The 16,151-nt window shown below is 57.6% G+C and carries 13 protein-coding genes; 12 read left to right on the top strand and 1 reads right to left on the bottom strand.

The annotated features are described in order from the left end of the window. Positions 1–167: 167 nt before the first annotated feature. Genes larE through INF30_RS07720 form a run of 8 tightly spaced genes read left to right on the top strand, consistent with a single transcriptional unit; the run spans position 168 to position 8,091 of the window. Positions 168–941, top strand: coding sequence for an ATP-dependent sacrificial sulfur transferase LarE (gene larE / locus INF30_RS07755; protein ID WP_226394806.1), 774 nt, complete (start codon positions 168–170; stop codon positions 939–941). A 2-nt stretch (positions 942–943) separates the two neighbouring features. Continuing rightward, positions 944–1,714 (top strand): nickel pincer cofactor biosynthesis protein LarB, encoded by a 771-nt coding sequence (gene larB / locus INF30_RS07750; RefSeq protein WP_226394805.1) that lies wholly within the window; start codon positions 944–946, stop codon positions 1,712–1,714. Further along, complete coding sequence (larC, locus tag INF30_RS07745; protein ID WP_226394804.1) at positions 1,711–3,006, top strand: nickel pincer cofactor biosynthesis protein LarC; 1,296 nt, start codon at positions 1,711–1,713, stop codon at positions 3,004–3,006. Before larB ends, larC begins: the two co-directional genes overlap by 4 nt. Positions 3,007–3,033: 27 nt before the next feature. Next, on the top strand, positions 3,034–4,659 hold the full coding sequence (locus INF30_RS07740) for an ABC transporter substrate-binding protein (RefSeq protein ID WP_226394839.1): 1,626 nt from the start codon (positions 3,034–3,036) through the stop codon (positions 4,657–4,659). A 5-nt stretch (positions 4,660–4,664) separates the two neighbouring features. Beyond that, entirely contained in the window at positions 4,665–5,654 is a 990-nt protein-coding gene (locus INF30_RS07735) for an ABC transporter permease (protein ID WP_226394803.1), read from the top strand. After that, complete coding sequence (locus INF30_RS07730) at positions 5,651–6,496, top strand: ABC transporter permease (protein ID WP_226394802.1); 846 nt, start codon at positions 5,651–5,653, stop codon at positions 6,494–6,496. Before INF30_RS07735 ends, INF30_RS07730 begins: the two co-directional genes overlap by 4 nt. 15 nt (positions 6,497–6,511) lie before the next feature. Next, positions 6,512–7,468, top strand: a complete 957-nt coding sequence (locus INF30_RS07725) for an ABC transporter ATP-binding protein (protein ID WP_226394801.1) — start codon at positions 6,512–6,514, stop codon at positions 7,466–7,468. After that, positions 7,465–8,091, top strand: a complete 627-nt coding sequence (locus INF30_RS07720) for an ABC transporter ATP-binding protein (protein ID WP_226394800.1) — start codon at positions 7,465–7,467, stop codon at positions 8,089–8,091. The genes INF30_RS07725 and INF30_RS07720 overlap by 4 nt, the downstream gene beginning before the upstream one ends. A 29-nt stretch (positions 8,092–8,120) precedes the next feature. Here INF30_RS07720 and INF30_RS07715 read toward each other — a convergent pair whose 3' ends face one another. Continuing rightward, positions 8,121–9,296 (bottom strand): MFS transporter, encoded by a 1,176-nt coding sequence (locus INF30_RS07715; RefSeq protein ID WP_226394799.1) that lies wholly within the window; start codon positions 9,294–9,296, stop codon positions 8,121–8,123. A 298-nt stretch (positions 9,297–9,594) separates the two neighbouring features. Between INF30_RS07715 and INF30_RS07705 the strand changes: the two genes are divergently transcribed. From INF30_RS07705 to INF30_RS07690, 4 genes are all read left to right on the top strand, one after another. Then, positions 9,595–12,615 carry a glycoside hydrolase family 2 TIM barrel-domain containing protein gene (locus tag INF30_RS07705; RefSeq protein WP_226394798.1) on the top strand — a complete coding sequence of 1,007 codons (3,021 nt, stop codon included), beginning with the start codon at positions 9,595–9,597 and terminating at the stop codon, positions 12,613–12,615. A 60-nt stretch (positions 12,616–12,675) separates the two neighbouring features. Beyond that, positions 12,676–12,918 carry a sensor histidine kinase gene (locus INF30_RS07700; RefSeq protein ID WP_226394797.1) on the top strand — a complete coding sequence of 81 codons (243 nt, stop codon included), beginning with the start codon at positions 12,676–12,678 and terminating at the stop codon, positions 12,916–12,918. A 19-nt stretch (positions 12,919–12,937) separates the two neighbouring features. Continuing rightward, positions 12,938–13,780: an AraC family transcriptional regulator gene (locus INF30_RS07695; protein WP_226394796.1), complete on the top strand. Its 843-nt coding sequence runs from the start codon at positions 12,938–12,940 to the stop codon at positions 13,778–13,780. A 109-nt stretch (positions 13,781–13,889) separates the two neighbouring features. After that, entirely contained in the window at positions 13,890–16,133 is a 2,244-nt protein-coding gene (locus tag INF30_RS07690) for an alpha-galactosidase (protein WP_226394795.1), read from the top strand. The last annotated feature ends 18 nt before the right edge of the window (positions 16,134–16,151 follow it).

Here is a 16,151-nt window from a genome sequence, read left to right as displayed (position 1 = left end):
ATGGCGGCAGAAGCCGCAAAGCGTACAGCCAGAGAACGCTCCGGACAGCGTGCAGGCGTCGTGGGATATGTATGTTTGATGAAATGAATAGATACCAGGAAGGTATCTGCACTCAGAAGGGGGCAGGTGCCTTTTTCTTTTTGGTGTAAGAAGACAGGAGAGATGATATGACTTTAGAGACATTTTTCAGAGAGGTGCCCAGGGCGGCCCTGGCTTTCTCGGGTGGAACCGACTCGGCGTTCCTTCTCTGGGCGGCGAAAACGTATGGATGTGATGTGCAGACCTACTATATAAAGACGGTCTTTCAGCCGGACTTTGAACTGGAGGACGCGGTGCGGCTGGCAGAGCAGCTTTCTGTCCCCATGAAAGTGGTGGAGATGGATATCTTAGGAGTGGCTGAGGCGGCGCAGAACGGCCCCAGGCGGTGTTACTACTGCAAGAGGGCGCTTTTTACAAAGCTGCGGGAGCAGGCGGCAGCGGACGGCTACACCGTACTGCTGGACGGCACCAACGCATCTGACGATGCGGGGGACCGGCCCGGCATGCAGGCTCTGCGGGAGCTGAAGGTGCGCTCGCCGCTGCGGGAATGCGGCGTCACAAAGGAGGAGGTGCGCGCTTTCTCCCGGGAGGCAGGCCTTTTCACATGGGACAAACCTGCCTACGCCTGCCTGGCCACCAGGATTTCCACCGGGACAAGGATCACCCGGGAGGCTCTTCTTCGGGCAGAGCAGGGGGAGAGGGCCCTTATGGAGCTGGGCTTTTCGGATTTCCGGGTGCGGCTTACAGAAGGCGGGGCCCGTCTCCAGGTGACAGGGGAGCAGATGACTCTTGTGTTTGAAAAGAGGGAAGAAGTTATGGCGGCGCTGAAACCGCTTTTTGGGACCGTGCTTCTGGATCTGGAGCAGCGCAGTCCCTCTGTGTCAGTGAAAGGAGGAAGGTAGAGATGGATAACAAACAGGATATACTGGAGCTTCTGCGGAGCGTGGCCCGGGGACAGACCACCCCGGAGGACGCCCTCCTGTCCTTGAAGGAGGAGCCATTTGCAGATCTGGATTACGCGAAGATTGATTTTCACCGCAGCATCCGCCAGGGTGCGGCGGAGGTGATCTACGGCGCAGGAAAGACGCCGGAGCAGATCGTGGGCATTGTGAAAGCCATGGGAGAGAGGAACTGCCGCAATATCCTTGTCACACGGATCGGGCAGGAGGCGGCGGAGGAGCTGGCGGCAGCAGTCGCCGTGCAGTACCATCCCATCCCGAAGCTTGCCATCGCCTTTCCGGAGGAGAGACCTCTTCGGGGGCGGATCGTGGTAGCTACCGGAGGCACAAGCGACATGGCCGTGGCGGAGGAGGCGGCTCTGACGGCGGAGGCCATGGGCAACCAGGTGATCCGGCTCTACGATGTGGGAGTGGCCGGCCTGCACCGGCTCCTGGCCAGTCTGGATGAGCTGATGAGCGCCCGGTGCGTGGTGGCCGTGGCAGGTATGGAGGGAGCCCTGGCGTCCGTGATCGGGGGACTTGTGGACTGTCCGGTCATCGCCGTGCCTACAAGCGTGGGGTACGGGGCCAGTTTCGGAGGGCTGTCGGCCCTTCTGTCCATGCTGAACTCCTGCGCCTCCGGGTGCAGTGTGGTGAACATTGACAACGGCTTTGGAGCAGGCTACCTGGCCAGCATGATCAACCAGATGGAAGGGATAAAGGAGGAAGAAAGATGAAGACACTTTATATAGAATGTAAGATGGGGGCAGCGGGAGATATGCTCATGTCCGCCCTCTATGAACTGCTGGATGACAGGCAGCAGTTTCTGGATACCATGAACAGTCTGGGACTTCCCGGCGTGCATCTGGAGGCCCGGGCCGCATCCACCTGCGGCATCGCAGGCACCCACATGGCGGTGACAGTGGACGGGGAGGAGGAGACGGAACCCGGCCATGAGCATGACCACCATCATGAGCACCATGCTCACGATCATGAGCATGATCACGGGCATGACCACCACCACGACCACGATCACCATCACGAGCATGACCACAGCCACCACCATCATCATGCCACACCCGGCCATATCCGGGAGATCATCAGCGGACTGGAACTTCCGGCCCGGGTGAAGGAGAATGCCAGCGCGGTGTACGACATGATCGCGGAGGCGGAAGCCAGAGCACACGGCTGTCCGGTGGGGGACGTCCATTTCCATGAAGTGGGAGCCCTGGACGCTGTGGCGGATGTGACAGGGGTGTGCTATGCCATGTACCTTCTGGGGGCGGAGCAGGTCATCGTCTCCCCGGTGCATGTGGGGAGCGGCACGGTCCGCTGTGCCCACGGCGTCATGCCGGTGCCGGCTCCGGCCACGGCCAATATCCTGGAGGGAGTCCCGGTCTATGGAGGGGAGGTGCAGGGGGAACTGTGCACCCCTACAGGGGCGGCCCTTCTGAAGTTTTTCGGCTCATCCTTTGGTCCCATGCCGCTGATGAGGACAGGGCGGCCCGGCGTAGGTATAGGAACAAAGACCTTTGAGCAGGCCAACTGCGTCCGCGTCTTCCTGGGAGAGACAGAAAGTACAGAAGGAAAAGGCGACGGGGAGATCACGGAGCTGGTGTGCAATATCGATGACATGACGCCGGAGGCCCTTGCCTTTGCCTGTACGCGGCTGATAGAGGAGGGCGCCCTGGACGCCTACACCATCTCCGGCACTATGAAAAAGGGCAGGCCGGGACATGTGCTGACTGTGCTGTGCCCGCCGGAAAAAGAGGGAGAGATGGCCCGGTGCGTTCTGGCAGAGACTACCACCAACGGACTCAGAGCCCGCAGGTGTACCAAATATTTTCTGCAGCCCGGTGTAAAGACAGTGGAAACCCGGTGGGGGCAGGTGCGGGTAAAGACGGCGGAGGGCCGTGGGATCCTGCACCAGAAACCGGAGTACGAGGATGTGGCGGCCCTGGCAAGGGAACACCAGGTATCCTACGAGACGGTGTACCGGGAAGCGCTGCGAAACTGCGGGGAAGAATAAAGGAAAAGAAAGGGGCAAAACAACATGATGAAGAAACGGCTGATTTCCGGCCTCTTGACCGTTGCTCTGGGGGCTGGCCTGCTGGCGGGCTGCGGCGGCAGTTCATCCTCCGGGCAGGAGGGCGGCGACAGGCAGGATACGTCCTCTGTGGTAGTTGCCATGGGGCCTACATCAGAGCCCGAGGCAGGCTTTGACCCGGCTTACGGCTGGGGAGCGGGAGAGCATGTCCATGAGCCTCTGATCCAGAGCACCCTCACGGTGACCAACACGGACCTTACCATTGGCTGCGACCTGGCCACAGAGTACGGGGCCAGCGAAGACGGTCTGACCTGGACGGTGAAGATCCGGGACGACGTGTCCTTCACAGACGGGGAGCCGCTGACAGCAGAGGATGTGGCCTTTACATACAATACAGTGAAAGAGGAAAGCACGGTCAACGATTTCACTATGCTGGACTATGCGGAGGCAGTGGATGACACCACCGTCCTTTTCCACATGACCAGGGCTTTTTCCATCTGGCCCTACACCATGGCTGTGGTGGGGATCGTGCCGGAGCACGCCTACGACAGCGCCACCTACGGTTCCAATCCTATCGGCTCCGGCCGGTATATACTGAAGCAGTGGGACAGAGGGCAGCAGGTGATCCTGGAGGCCAATCCGGATTACTACGGGGAGGCGCCGAAGATGAAGCGTGTCACCATTCTCTTTATGGAAGAGGACGCCGCTTTTCTGGCGGCCAAGGCCGGGGAGGTGGATCTGGCATACACGTCCGCCACCTACTCGGACCAGCAGGTGGAGGGCTACAATCTTGCCTCCTACGCCAGCGTGGACAACCGGGGCTTTAACCTGCCGGCAGCGGGGGCGACCACTGACCAGGAAGGGCGCACCGTGGGAAATGATTTTACAGCGGACGTCCTTGTGCGCCGGGCTATCAACATAGGGGTGGACCGGCAGGAGATGATCGACCATGTGCTGAACGGTTACGGCAGTCCGGCCTACAGCGTCTGTGACCAGCTTCCCTGGTACAATGAGGCTTCCCAGGTGGAGTACGACCCGGAAGAGGCGGCGGCGCTTCTTGACCAGGCGGGATGGACCATGGGAGAGGACGGCGTCCGGGAAAAAGACGGACAGAAAGCGGAACTGCATCTGCTCTATTCCACTGGGGACTCTGTCCGCCAGGCACTGGCAGCGGACTTTGCAGGGCAGATGGAGGAGCTTGGGATTTCCTGCACCACCGAGGGCGTGGGATGGGATACAGCCTACGACCGGGCACTGGCGGATCCCCTTCTGTGGGGCTGGGGAGCTCACACGCCCATGGAACTTTACAACATCTATCACACCATGGAAGGGACAGGCACTGCCCAGTACTCTCCCTACTCCAACGAGACGGTGGATACGTACATGGACCAGGCGCTGGCAAGCCCGGATCTGGAGAGCTCCTATGAACTCTGGCAGAAGGCCCAGTGGGACGGCTCTGCCGGGGTGACCCAGGAGGGGGACATTCCCTGGGTGTGGCTGGTAAATATCGACCATCTCTACTGGGTGCGGGACGGCCTCCAGGTGGCAGAGCAGAAAGTACACCCCCACGGACACGGGTGGTCTGTGGTCAACAATGTGGACCAGTGGACCTGGTCACAGAGCGGAAAGGACTGATTTTCTTGAAACACCGCCTTCAGTTTGCGGCGAAAAAAATACTGCGCATGGCGCTTCTTCTTCTGGGCGTCAGCGTGGTCACATTTCTTCTCATGAGCGCTTCCCCCCTGGACCCGCTGCAGACAAATGTGGGGCAGGTGGCTCTTGGCACCATGAGCCAGGAGCAGGTGGAGCATCTGGAAGCATACTGGGGCGTGGACACGCCTCCTCTGGAGAGATACGCGGGATGGCTGACGGATCTGCTCCACGGGGATATGGGAACCTCCCTTCTCTACCGGCAGCCTGTGACCACGGTGATCTGGCAGCGGCTTTCCAGCTCCCTGCTTCTGCTCCTTACAGCCTGGATCCTGTCCGGGGTGCTGGGGCTTCTGATGGGCATGGCGGCCGGTGCCTGCCGGGGACGGTGGCCGGATAAGCTGATCCGGGGCTGGTGCCTTCTCATCTCCAGCACCCCGGCTTTCTGGCTGGCCATCCTTCTGCTGCTTGTGTTTTCCGTATGGCTGGGATGGCTGCCTGTGGGGCTCTCCGTGCCGGTAGGGATGGAGAGCGGCATGGTCTCTGTGGCAGACCGTCTGCAGCACGCCATCCTGCCGGCGCTGACATTGAGTATCACAGGAGTGGCTAACATGGCCCTCCACACAAGGGAGAAAATGATCGACGTGCTGGAGTCGGACTATGTGCTCTTTGCAAAGGCAAGAGGAGAGTCCATGAAGTCTGTGGTGTGGAGACATGGCCTGCGGGGCGTGGCTCTGCCTGCCATCACGCTGCAGGCGGGTTCTGTCAGTGAGATCATCGGAGGCTCCGTCCTGGTGGAGCAGGTGTTCTCCTACCCGGGGCTTGGGCAGGCCGCGGTGACGGCAGGGCTTGGCAGCGATCTTCCCCTGCTGATGAGCATCACCCTTATCACCTCCGCCATGGTATTCGGGGGAAATCTGGCTGCGGATCTTCTCTACGGCGTGGTGGATCCCAAGATACGAAGGAGGGCTGCAAAATGACGGGAAAATCAAGAAGCTGCTTCTTTCTGAACCGCAGGCAGAGCACCCTCCTTTTCCTGCTTGTGTCCCTGGTGATCCTGGCCGGCATCACGGTGGCAGGGGTTCTCCTGGAGGAGCAGGCCGCGGTGACAGATTTTACAAGGACCAACCTGGCTCCGGGGCGGGCATTCTGGTTCGGGACAGACTGGATGGGCCGGGATATGTTTATAAGGACCATTGCAGGTCTCTCCTTAAGTATCCGGATCGGTGTTCTGACAGCGGCTGTCAGCGCGGCGGCGGCCCTGGTGCTGGGGACGGCGGCGGCCACTCTGGGGAGGCGGGCGGACAGCGTCATATCCTGGTGCATTGACCTGGTCATGGGCATCCCCCACATCCTTCTTGTGATGTTGATCTCTATCGCCTGCGGACGTGGATTTGCCGGGGTGGTGGCAGGTGTGTCCTTAAGCCACTGGCCTTCCCTTGCCAGGGTGATCCGGGGGGAGGTGCTGCAGCTTCGGAACACCCCTTACATCCTTGTGGCGGAGAAGCTGGGGGTGTCAAAACTGCAGATCGCAGGCCGGCATATGCTGCCTCACCTGTTCCCCCAGTTTCTCACCGGGCTGATCCTTCTGTTCCCTCACGCCATCCTTCACGAGGCCAGCGTCACGTTCCTGGGCTTCGGGCTGTCCTCTGAGCAGCCGGCCATCGGCGTGATCCTGTCGGAGAGCATGCAGTATCTGACCACGGGGCGGTGGTGGCTGGCCCTCTTTCCGGGACTCTCCCTTGTGCTGGTGGTGGGGCTTTTCGCCCTGCTGGGAGAGCGGGTGCGGTATCTGCTGGACCCGTCCAGCGTCCATGAGTAGACAGGGGGAATGATGATGGAGAAAGAAAAGAACAGAGAAACCATACTGGACATCCGGCATGTGTCCATCTATTTTACCCGGTATGAGCGGGGGATCAGAAGAAGAAAGCTGCCTGTGATCCGGGATCTGGATCTGCGCGTACACCCCGGGGAAGTGGTGGCGGTGGTGGGAGCCAGCGGCTCCGGGAAAAGCCTTCTGGCCCACGGGATCCTGGGCATCCTGCCCTACAACAGCCGGATGGAAGGCGAGATGTTCTACCGGGGAGAACCGCTGACAAAAGAGCGGGCAGAAAAGCTGCGGGGAAGGCAGATCGCCCTTATCCCCCAGGGCGTCACCTACCTGGATCCCCTTATGAAGGTGGGAGAGCAGCTCTGCCGGGGAAGAAAGGATGAAGAGACGGTAAGGCGGTGCCGGGAGGTGCTGGACCGGTACGGTCTGGGGCCGGAGACGGAAGGGCTTTATCCTTTTGAGCTTTCCGGCGGCATGGCCCGCCGGGTGCTGATCGCCTCCGCTGTCATGGATAAGCCGGATCTCATCATTGCGGATGAACCTACTCCGGGACTGGACGTGGGGGCCGCCAGGCGGATCCTGGGACATTTCCGGGAGCTGGCCCGGGGCGGAGCAGGGGTGCTTTTTATCACCCACGACCTGGGGCTGGCGCTGACCATTGCGGACCGGGTGGCCGTGTTCTACGCCGGGGAGACCATTGAGGAGGCCCTGGCGGCAGACTTTGAGGATCCGGAGAGGCTCCGCCATCCTTTTACAAAGGCCTTGTTTCGGGCCATGCCTGTCCACGGGTTTGCTCCTATCCAGGGAAGCCAGCCCTACCCGGGCACGGTTTCTTCTGGCTGTCCCTTTGCGGGGCAGTGCCAGGCCTGCCAGGAAGCGTGCGTGAGCACGGAGCATATTCCTGTGCGGCAGATCCGGGGCGGCCTGGTGCGCTGTCTGTATCCGGAGGAGGGAAATGTATGACGCTGGAAGCAAGAAATGTGACGTTCTATTATAAAGGAAAAAAGAAAGCCCCTGTGCTGGACCAGTTCAGCCTGTCCGTCTCCTCCGGGGAGCGGGTGGGACTGAAGGCTCCCAGCGGGCGGGGCAAGACGACCCTTTGCAGGCTGCTGGCAGGGTATGAGAAGCCGGTGAAAGGGGAGATCCTTCTGGATGGGAAGCCCCTGGGATCCTACAGGGGAGCCTGCCCGGTGCAGATGGTCTGGCAGCATCCGGAGACCGTGGTGGATCCCCTTTTGCGGCTGGGGACAACCCTTGATGAGGCAGGGCAGGTGGAGGAGAGACTGAAAAGGGAACTCCACATAGAAGAGGGCTGGCTGGAGCGGTTTCCGTCAGAGCTGTCCGGCGGGGAACTGCAGCGGTTCTGCCTGGCAAGAGCCCTTCATCCGGGAGTAAAGTTCCTCCTCTGCGACGAGATCTCTGCCATGCTGGATCTGGTGACCCAGGCCCAGATCTGGCAGTTCCTCCTTGCGGAGGCGAAGAGACGCTCCCTGGGATTGCTGGTGGTGAGCCATGACGACAGCCTGCTGGAGCAGGTGTGCACCCGGGTGGTAGATCTGCCCTTCCCGTCCTGGCGCATCTATTAAGGGCACCGGGAAACCGGGGCCGGAAGCGGTCAGAAGTATCTCAGCAGGAGAAGACCGGCAGCGCTGGCAGCTCCCGCTATGACAAGAGAGAGGTTCTGGCCGGCCAGGGTCAGCAGAAGCGGGCACAGGATGGAGGCCAGCCCGTAGCCGATCATGACCGCGCCGTAGTTGGTGCCCTGGTGCCGGGTGCCGAAGTGGTCTGACACCACCACCGGGAAGATGCTGACCACGCCGCCGTACACAAGGCAGACAGCCGAGGCAAGCAGGACGAAGAGAAGGCCGGTGGCCCGGGTAAGTCCAAGGACAGAGACAGCGGCCAGAAGATAGAGGGCGAAGAGCACTTTCCGGCGTCCGGTCCGGTCTGACAGCCAGGGCAGGGCAAAGCGGCCGATGATGTTGGCCACGGAGGCAGCCATGACGGCGGCCAGTGCCTGCCCGGAAGTAAGGCCTCTCTCCATGCCCAGGGATTTCATGACAGGATTGACCAGCACGTAGGCCGGGACAGCCAGAGCCATGGCAAGGCTGATGATATAGAAGGTCTTTGTGCGCATCATCTGGCCGGGTGTGTACTGTCTGCCGAGCATGTTCGCGGAGGGATCCTGCTTTGGAGCAGAAGAAGAGACCTCCTCAAAGGCGTCTGCGGGAGGTTCTGTGACAAAGAAACCGCCCAGGCTTAAGACGGCGTAGATCAAAGTGACAAGAAGCATGGCCGTCCGGTAGCCGAAGGAGGAGAGGAACCAGTCGCACAAGGGGTTCATAAGAATGCCGGAGAGCCCCACCATGCCGATGGTGATGCCGGAGACCATACCCCGGCGGTCCGGGAACCAGGCCTGGGGAACAGCCGTCAGCATACTGAAGGCGCAGCCGGAACCCAGTCCCCCCAGAGCCCCGTAGCCAAGATCGATGAGCCAGGGCATGGAGCGGGGAGCCATGGCCGCCAGGAAAAAGCCGGCACACATGACAAAGCTGCCAAGGAAGATGGTCTTCCTGGCTCCCACTTTGTGCTGGAGGCAGCCGCCCAGCATGTTGCCCACGGCGAAAATGCCGATGATAATGGTGAAGGGCTGGCTGGAGGCAGCCGTGGTAAGACCGTACTCCTCCTTCACGTAAGGCTGGAAGACAGTCCAGATATATGGATTTCCATGGACAAAATTGACGATAGTGGCCGCAGTCAGCACAAGATAGCGGTTCCGGATATTTTTCATCTGATTTCTCCTCTTTTCCGGGGGTCTTTTTTTCATTATACTCTGAAATATTTCCTTCGTACAGACAAATCAAAAGGCGTAGCAGGACTATCGCGCTGCAGTCACCGGAAAAGAGAACACTGCCCCTTGTCATTTCAGCAATGGGTTCATCTTATACGCCGGATTATGGTATGATGATGGTGGCCGTTCTGATCATGACCATCCCCACGGCACTAATCTTCTTCTTCATGCAGAAGCAGTTTGTGGCCGGAATGACAGGATCCGTGAAGGGCTAACTTAGGAGAGGAGCAATAAAGTTATGACAGCAAAAGAGGCAAAGACTTCCTGGCTTGCAGATCCGGAAGTATTCGCAGTAAACCGGGTGGAAGCGCACTCGGATCATCTGTACTATGAAAAGGAAGAAGAGATCGCTCTGGCGGGGGATATGCCCCTCAGACAGAGCTTGAACGGGACATGGTATTTTTCCTATGCCACCTGTCCCGATATGAGGATCAAGGATTTTTACAGGGAGGACTTTGACTGCCGCAGCTTTGATCATATCCAGGTGCCGGGGCATATCCAGACCCAGGGCTATGACAGGAACCAGTACATCAACACCATGTATCCATGGGACGGGCAGGAGGAGATGCGCCCGCCCCAGGTGTCACAGCGGTATAATCCGGTGGGAAGCTATGTGAAATACTTCCATGTGGATGAACATTTAAAAGGAAAGCAGACATTTCTTTCCTTCCAGGGTGTGGAGACAGCCTTCTATGTGTGGGTCAACGGCGTCTTTGCCGGGTACAGCGAGGACAGCTTCACGCCGGCGGAATTTGACATTACCGGCTATCTGAAAGAAGGAGAGAACAAGCTGGCTGTGGAGGTGTACAAAAGAAGCAGCGCAAGCTGGCTGGAGGACCAGGATTTCTTCCGCTTTTCCGGCATCTTCCGGGATGTGTATCTCTACGCTGTGCCAAAGATGCATGTGCGGGATCTCTTTGTGAAGGCAGAGCTGGACGACACGTACACAGAAGGGTGCCTGCGGGTGGATATGAAGCTGGCAGGGGAGCCGGGGGGCAGGGTGTCTCTTAAGCTGTGTGACAGAGAGGGAAATAAGGTGGCCGAGGGCTCCTGCCAGGCGGACAGGGAAGTCTCTCTTACGTGCGGCGCAGGAAAGGTGAGATGCTGGAGCGCCGAGGACCCTTACCTGTACACACTGCGCATTTACCTGGAGGACCAGGAAGGAAATATAGCCGAGGTGGTGCCCGAAGAGGTGGGCTTCCGGAGATTTGAGATGATTGACAAAGTCATGTGTCTCAATGGAAAGAGGATCCTTTTCCGGGGTGTGAACCGCCACGAATTCAATGCCAGAAGAGGCCGTGCTGTGACAGAAGAAGATATGCTGTGGGACATCCGCTTTATGAAGCGGCACAATCTGAACGCGGTGCGCACCTCCCATTATCCAAACCAGACGCTGTGGTACCGCCTGTGCGACAGGTACGGCATCTATCTCATCGACGAGACTGATCTGGAGAGCCACGGCTCCTGGCAGAAACTGGGCCAGTGCGAACCGTCCTGGAACGTGCCGGGAGATAAGGAAGAGTGGAAAGCCTGCGTCCTGGACCGGGCAAACTCCATGTTCCAGAGAGATAAGAACCATCCCAGTGTGCTGATCTGGTCCTGCGGAAATGAGTCTTACGCAGGCACCTGTATCGAGGCCATGTCGGATTTCTTCCACAGGGAGGACCCGGGCAGGCTGGTGCACTACGAGGGCGTGTTCTGGAACAGGGCCTTTGACCATATCAGCGATATGGAAAGCCGCATGTACGCAAAGCCCCAGGAGATCCGGGAATATCTGGAAAAGGATCCGAAGAAGCCCTATATAAGCTGCGAGTACATGCACGCCATGGGCAACTCCTGCGGCGGCATGAAGCTGTACACAGACCTGGAGAGGAAGTTCGATCTGTACCAGGGAGGATTTATCTGGGATTACATCGACCAGTCCCTGTACAGGATCAACGAGCAGGGGGAGGAAGTGCTGACCTACGGCGGCGACCACGACGACCGGGCTACGGACTATGAGTTCTGCGGAAACGGCCTTGTGTTCGCAGACAGGAAAGAGTCTCCCAAGGCCCAGGAAGTGAAAGCGCTCTATTCCAATGTAAAACTGATGCCCACTGAAGAAGGCGTCACTGTGCGCAACGAGAACCTGTTTATCACCACAGGCGGATATACATTCAGATACCGTCTGCTAAGAGACGGCGTCTGCATATTTGAAAAGACCCGCAGCGATATTGCCATCCCTGCCCGGAGCGAAGCATTTGTGGAGCTGGATTACCCGGAGGCAGAAGAGCCAGGAGAGTATATCTTTGAAGTGCAGATGCTTCTTTCAGAAGACACACTGTGGGCCAAGGCAGGCTATGAGATCTGCTTTGGCCAGCATGTGAAAAAAGTGGAAGAAGAAAAGAAAGAGAAAAAAGTTTCCATGGAGATCATACACGGCGATGTGAATATCGGCGTAAGAGGCGAAGGATTTACTGTCATGTTCTCCAAAGCGGAAGGGGGCATCGCCTCCCTGTGCTACGACGGGAAGGAATATATCACAAGAACGCCGAAACTGACATACTGGCGGGCCCTCACGGACAATGACAGGGGCGCGAAGCTTGGATCTGCCTGTGCTCCGTGGATGACGGCGGGGCTGTTCCCGAAACTTACCGGCGGGGATATGCAGGAGGAGAAGGACAAAGTAAGTATTACCTTTGAGTACACTCTGCCTGTAGTGCCTGTGACAAAAAGCTTTGTCACCTACACCGTGACAGGGGACGGCGTGATCCACGTCCACCTTCTTTACAGAGGGGAAAAGGGACTGCCCCATCTTCCGGCTTTTGGTATGGACTTCCGTCTCAAAGAGAGGTATCATAATGTAAGATATTATGGATATGGACCGGAGGAAAATTACATTGACCGCAGGGAGGGCGCGAAGCTGGGCGTCTACGAAAGTACCGCGGCGGACAATGTATCGCCCTATCTTGTACCCCAGGAATGCGGCAATCACACAGGGGTCAGATGGGTGGAAGTGACAGACGACGAAGGGGCGGGCCTTCGCTTCCAGGCGGAGGAAGGATCCTTTGAAAACAGTGTGCTGCCCTGGAGCGCTTATGAGCTGGAGGCTGCCACCCACCAGGAAGAGCTGCCGCCTGTGCACTACACATGGGTGCGGATACTGGCAGCCCAGATGGGCGTGGGAGGAGACGACAGCTGGGGAGCTCCTGTACATGATCAGTTCCTTATTTCCTCTGACAGTAATCTGGAGCTGCGTTTTGCCATCAGAAAATCTTAGAGGAGTGAGCCGCGGCGCGTGCTTTCATAAGGCATGCGCCCAGTTTCTTTTGTGTGAAATATGAGTGAGTATTGCAAAGTAGTAATTGTAGACATTGAAGACGACGGCGTCGGCATGACCACGGAGAAGCTCATGGATATCCGGGGGAAAAACGGGCAGAAGACAGAGCATTTCACAGGCATCGGGGTCAACAATGTGGACAACTGGATCAAGATGATCTACGGGATGGACTACGGCATCAATATTGTCAGCCAGGAGAACGAGGGAACGAAGATCACCATCTTATTGCCTTTGAGAGAGTAAAAAGCCGGAGGAGTTTTGTATGGAAGACGCACATGTATTGCAGTTAAAAAACAGAAAATTTTCAGATCTGTATCTTTGCTTCTGCGGCTACGCCCGGTGCCTGCCCCTGCACAGCTTCGGCCCTGCGGTCAGACCCAATTATATTCTTCATTATATCATAAAAGGGAAGGGCCGGTTCACGGTGGGAAATGAGGAGTACCGGCTCCGCGGGGGACAGGGCTTTCTCATTGAACCGGAGGTACTGACATTTTATGAGGCGGATAAAGAAGATCCCTGGACGTACGTGTGGATCGGATTTTCCGGGGAGCGGGCAGGAGAGTACCTGCGGGATCTGGGCCTTGGCAGCGGACACCCTGTCTACCAGTGTTCCAACGGAGAGAAGCTGGAGAAGATTGTCCAGACCATGCTGGAGAACAAGAATTACACAGTGGCAAACGAGTATCTGCTGGAAGGGCTGCTCTACCAGTTTTTCTCTGTGCTGGCAGAAAATATAGAGATCGGGGAGGGACGGAAGGAAAAAGATGACAACCTCTATATCCGTAAGGCGGTGGAGTATATCCAGAACCACTATTCCTACCCGGTGCAGGTGGGGGAGATCGCCGACTATGTGGGCATCAACAGGAGCTATCTCTGCACCCTCTTTAAAGAACATCTTCACTTGTCGCCCAAAGAGTATCTGACCAGCTTCCGCATCACAAGGGCCGCCCAGCTTCTGGAGATCACGGAACTGTCCATAGAGAGCGTGGCCATGTCCTGCGGCTACCAGGATACGCTGGGATTTTCCAAGATCTTCAAGGCCAGGATGGGGGTGACGCCCTCTGCCTACAGAAAGAAAAACGAAGAGCGTCAGTTAACATTCTGACTGTTTTTTATCACGTAATAACCTGTTGCAGGAGCTCCCTTTTATATATAATGGTGGGAGCAGTAAAGCGAAGAGACAAAAGACTTTTCAGACAGGAGGCAGAAGAGAGATGAGTATGGTATGGAGAGAAGAGAACAGGACATTTCATCTTTATAATGAAGAGATCAGTTATATCATGCAGGTGCTTCCCAGCGGACATCTGGGACAGCTCTATTTTGGAAAAAGGGTACATGACAGGGAGGATTTTTCCTATCTGCTAGAGAGCCTGCCCAGGCCCATGGCGTCCTGCGTGTTTGAAGGCAACAAGGCGTTTTCCCTTGAACATATCAAGCAGGAGTATCCTTCTTACGGAACAGGGGATTACCGCGCCCCGGCAGTGGAGGTTCTGCAGGAGGACGGAAGCAGGATCTCGGATTTTATCTATAAAGAACACAGGGTAAGGAAAGGAAAGCCGTCTCTGGAAGGACTTCCGGCCACCTACACGGAGGCTGACGATGAGGCGGAGACACTGACTGTGGCGCTGGAGGATGGGATGACAGGGCTTGGCCTGGAGCTGTCCTACACCATCTTTGCAAAAGGAGGGATCATTGCCCGGAGTGCCAGATTTGTGAACAGAGGGGAGAAGGATCTGCATCTGACGACAGCCATGAGCCTTTGCATGGATCTGCCGGACCACGACTACGAGTGGATGCAGTTCTCCGGCGCCTGGTCAAGAGAGAGACACACCCGGGTGAGAAAGCTGGAATACGGTGTGCAGTCTGTGGGCAGCAGAAGAGGACACTCCTCCCACGAGCATAATCCATTTGTCATACTGAAGCGTCCCCATGCGGATGAATTCCAGGGGGAGGCCATAGGCTTCAGCCTTGTGTACAGCGGCAATTTCCTGGCCCAGGCGGAAGTGGGGGCCCACGACACCACAAGAGTGCTTCTGGGGATCCACCCGGACGGCTTTGACTGGAAGCTGGAGCCCGGGGAGACTTTCCAGACACCGGAGGCGGTGATGGTCTACACAGACCGAGGACTGAATGATCTGAGCCAGACCTTCCACCGGCTGTATCAGAAAAGGCTGGCCAGGGGATACTGGAGGGACCGGGAGCGCCCCATCCTTATCAACAACTGGGAAGCCACCTACTTTGACTTTACAGAGGAGAAGATCCTGGAGATTGCCGGAAAGGCAAAGGCGTGCGGCGTGGAGATGTTCGTCCTGGACGACGGCTGGTTCGGCGCGCGGTGCAGCGACCGGGCAGGTCTTGGTGACTGGACACCCAACACAGAAAGGCTGCCGGAGGGGATCACTGGTCTGGCGCAGAAGATCGAGGATATGGGAATGAAGTTCGGTCTCTGGTTTGAGCCGGAGATGGTGAACAAAGACTCAGATCTCTACCGGGCCCACCCGGACTGGATCCTCCATGTGCCGGGAAGAGCCACTTCTCACGGCAGATACCAGTATGTGCTGGATTTCTCCCGGGAAGAAGTGGTGGACTGCATTTACAATATGATGAGAAAGATCCTGTCAGAGGCAAAGATTTCCTATATTAAATGGGACATGAACCGGAGCATTACAGAGTGCTTCTCTGTGGCGCTTCCGGCGGACCGGCAGGGGGAAGTGTTCCACCGGTATATTCTCGGCGTGTACAGCCTGTACGAAAGGCTGACAAGGGAGTTCCCCCATGTTCTTTTCGAGTCCTGCGCAAGCGGCGGGGCCAGGTTCGACCCGGGGATGCTGTACTACGCGCCCCAGGCATGGACAAGTGATGACACAGATGCGGTGGAGAGACTGAAGATCCAGTACGGCAGCTCCTACTGCTATCCGGTGAGCAGCATGGGCAGTCATGTGTCCACCATCCCCAATCACCAGACAGGCAGGACGGCGCCCCTTCACACAAGAGCCAATGTGGCCTTTTTCGGAACATTTGGCTACGAGCTGGATCTGAATACGCTGACGGATGAGGAGCAGGAGGCGGTGAAGAAACAGATCCGCTTTATGAAAAAATACAGACGGCTTCTCCAGTTCGGTACCTTCTACAGGCTGGAAAGTCCTTTTGAGGGAAATGTCACCGCCTGGATGGCGGTAAGCCCGGACAAAAAGGAGGCTGTGGCAGGCTGGTACAGGACGCTCTCCGGCGCCAACCTGGCTTACACAAGGCTTCCGCTCAAAGGGCTGGACCCGGAGACGAGATATGAGATCCAGGTGAGAAAAGAGACAGAGAAACCGTACGGAAGCTTTTACGGCGATGAGCTGATGAACATCGGCCTTATCACGACAGACGGAACTGCCGGGGAGGTGACAGACCGGGAGCAGGCGCCCCGGGACTTTGACTCCAGGCTGTTCCTTTTGAAGGCGGTAGAATAAGACAAAATTTGAAAACGG

Origin of the sequence: Claveliimonas monacensis (genome assembly GCF_014982975.1) — a bacterium.
Taxonomy (GTDB): domain Bacteria; phylum Bacillota; class Clostridia; order Lachnospirales; family Lachnospiraceae; genus Claveliimonas; species Claveliimonas monacensis.
The sequence above is the reverse complement of the archived record's forward strand: the minus strand, read 5'-3'. Positions and strand labels throughout refer to the sequence as shown.

Coding starts and splice junctions, on each gene's coding strand:
- larE (WP_226394806.1), top strand. CDS start 168: ATGACTTTAGAGACATTTTTCAGAGAGGTGCCCAGGGCGGCCCTGGCT.
- INF30_RS07730 (WP_226394802.1), top strand. CDS start 5,651: ATGACGGGAAAATCAAGAAGCTGCTTCTTTCTGAACCGCAGGCAGAGC.
- INF30_RS07725 (WP_226394801.1), top strand. CDS start 6,512: ATGGAGAAAGAAAAGAACAGAGAAACCATACTGGACATCCGGCATGTG.
- larC (WP_226394804.1), top strand. CDS start 1,711: ATGAAGACACTTTATATAGAATGTAAGATGGGGGCAGCGGGAGATATG.
- INF30_RS07690 (WP_226394795.1), top strand. CDS start 13,890: ATGAGTATGGTATGGAGAGAAGAGAACAGGACATTTCATCTTTATAAT.
- INF30_RS07715 (WP_226394799.1), bottom strand. CDS start 9,296: ATGAAAAATATCCGGAACCGCTATCTTGTGCTGACTGCGGCCACTATC.
- larB (WP_226394805.1), top strand. CDS start 944: ATGGATAACAAACAGGATATACTGGAGCTTCTGCGGAGCGTGGCCCGG.
- INF30_RS07740 (WP_226394839.1), top strand. CDS start 3,034: ATGAAGAAACGGCTGATTTCCGGCCTCTTGACCGTTGCTCTGGGGGCT.
- INF30_RS07700 (WP_226394797.1), top strand. CDS start 12,676: ATGAGTGAGTATTGCAAAGTAGTAATTGTAGACATTGAAGACGACGGC.
- INF30_RS07720 (WP_226394800.1), top strand. CDS start 7,465: ATGACGCTGGAAGCAAGAAATGTGACGTTCTATTATAAAGGAAAAAAG.
- INF30_RS07705 (WP_226394798.1), top strand. CDS start 9,595: ATGACAGCAAAAGAGGCAAAGACTTCCTGGCTTGCAGATCCGGAAGTA.
- INF30_RS07695 (WP_226394796.1), top strand. CDS start 12,938: ATGGAAGACGCACATGTATTGCAGTTAAAAAACAGAAAATTTTCAGAT.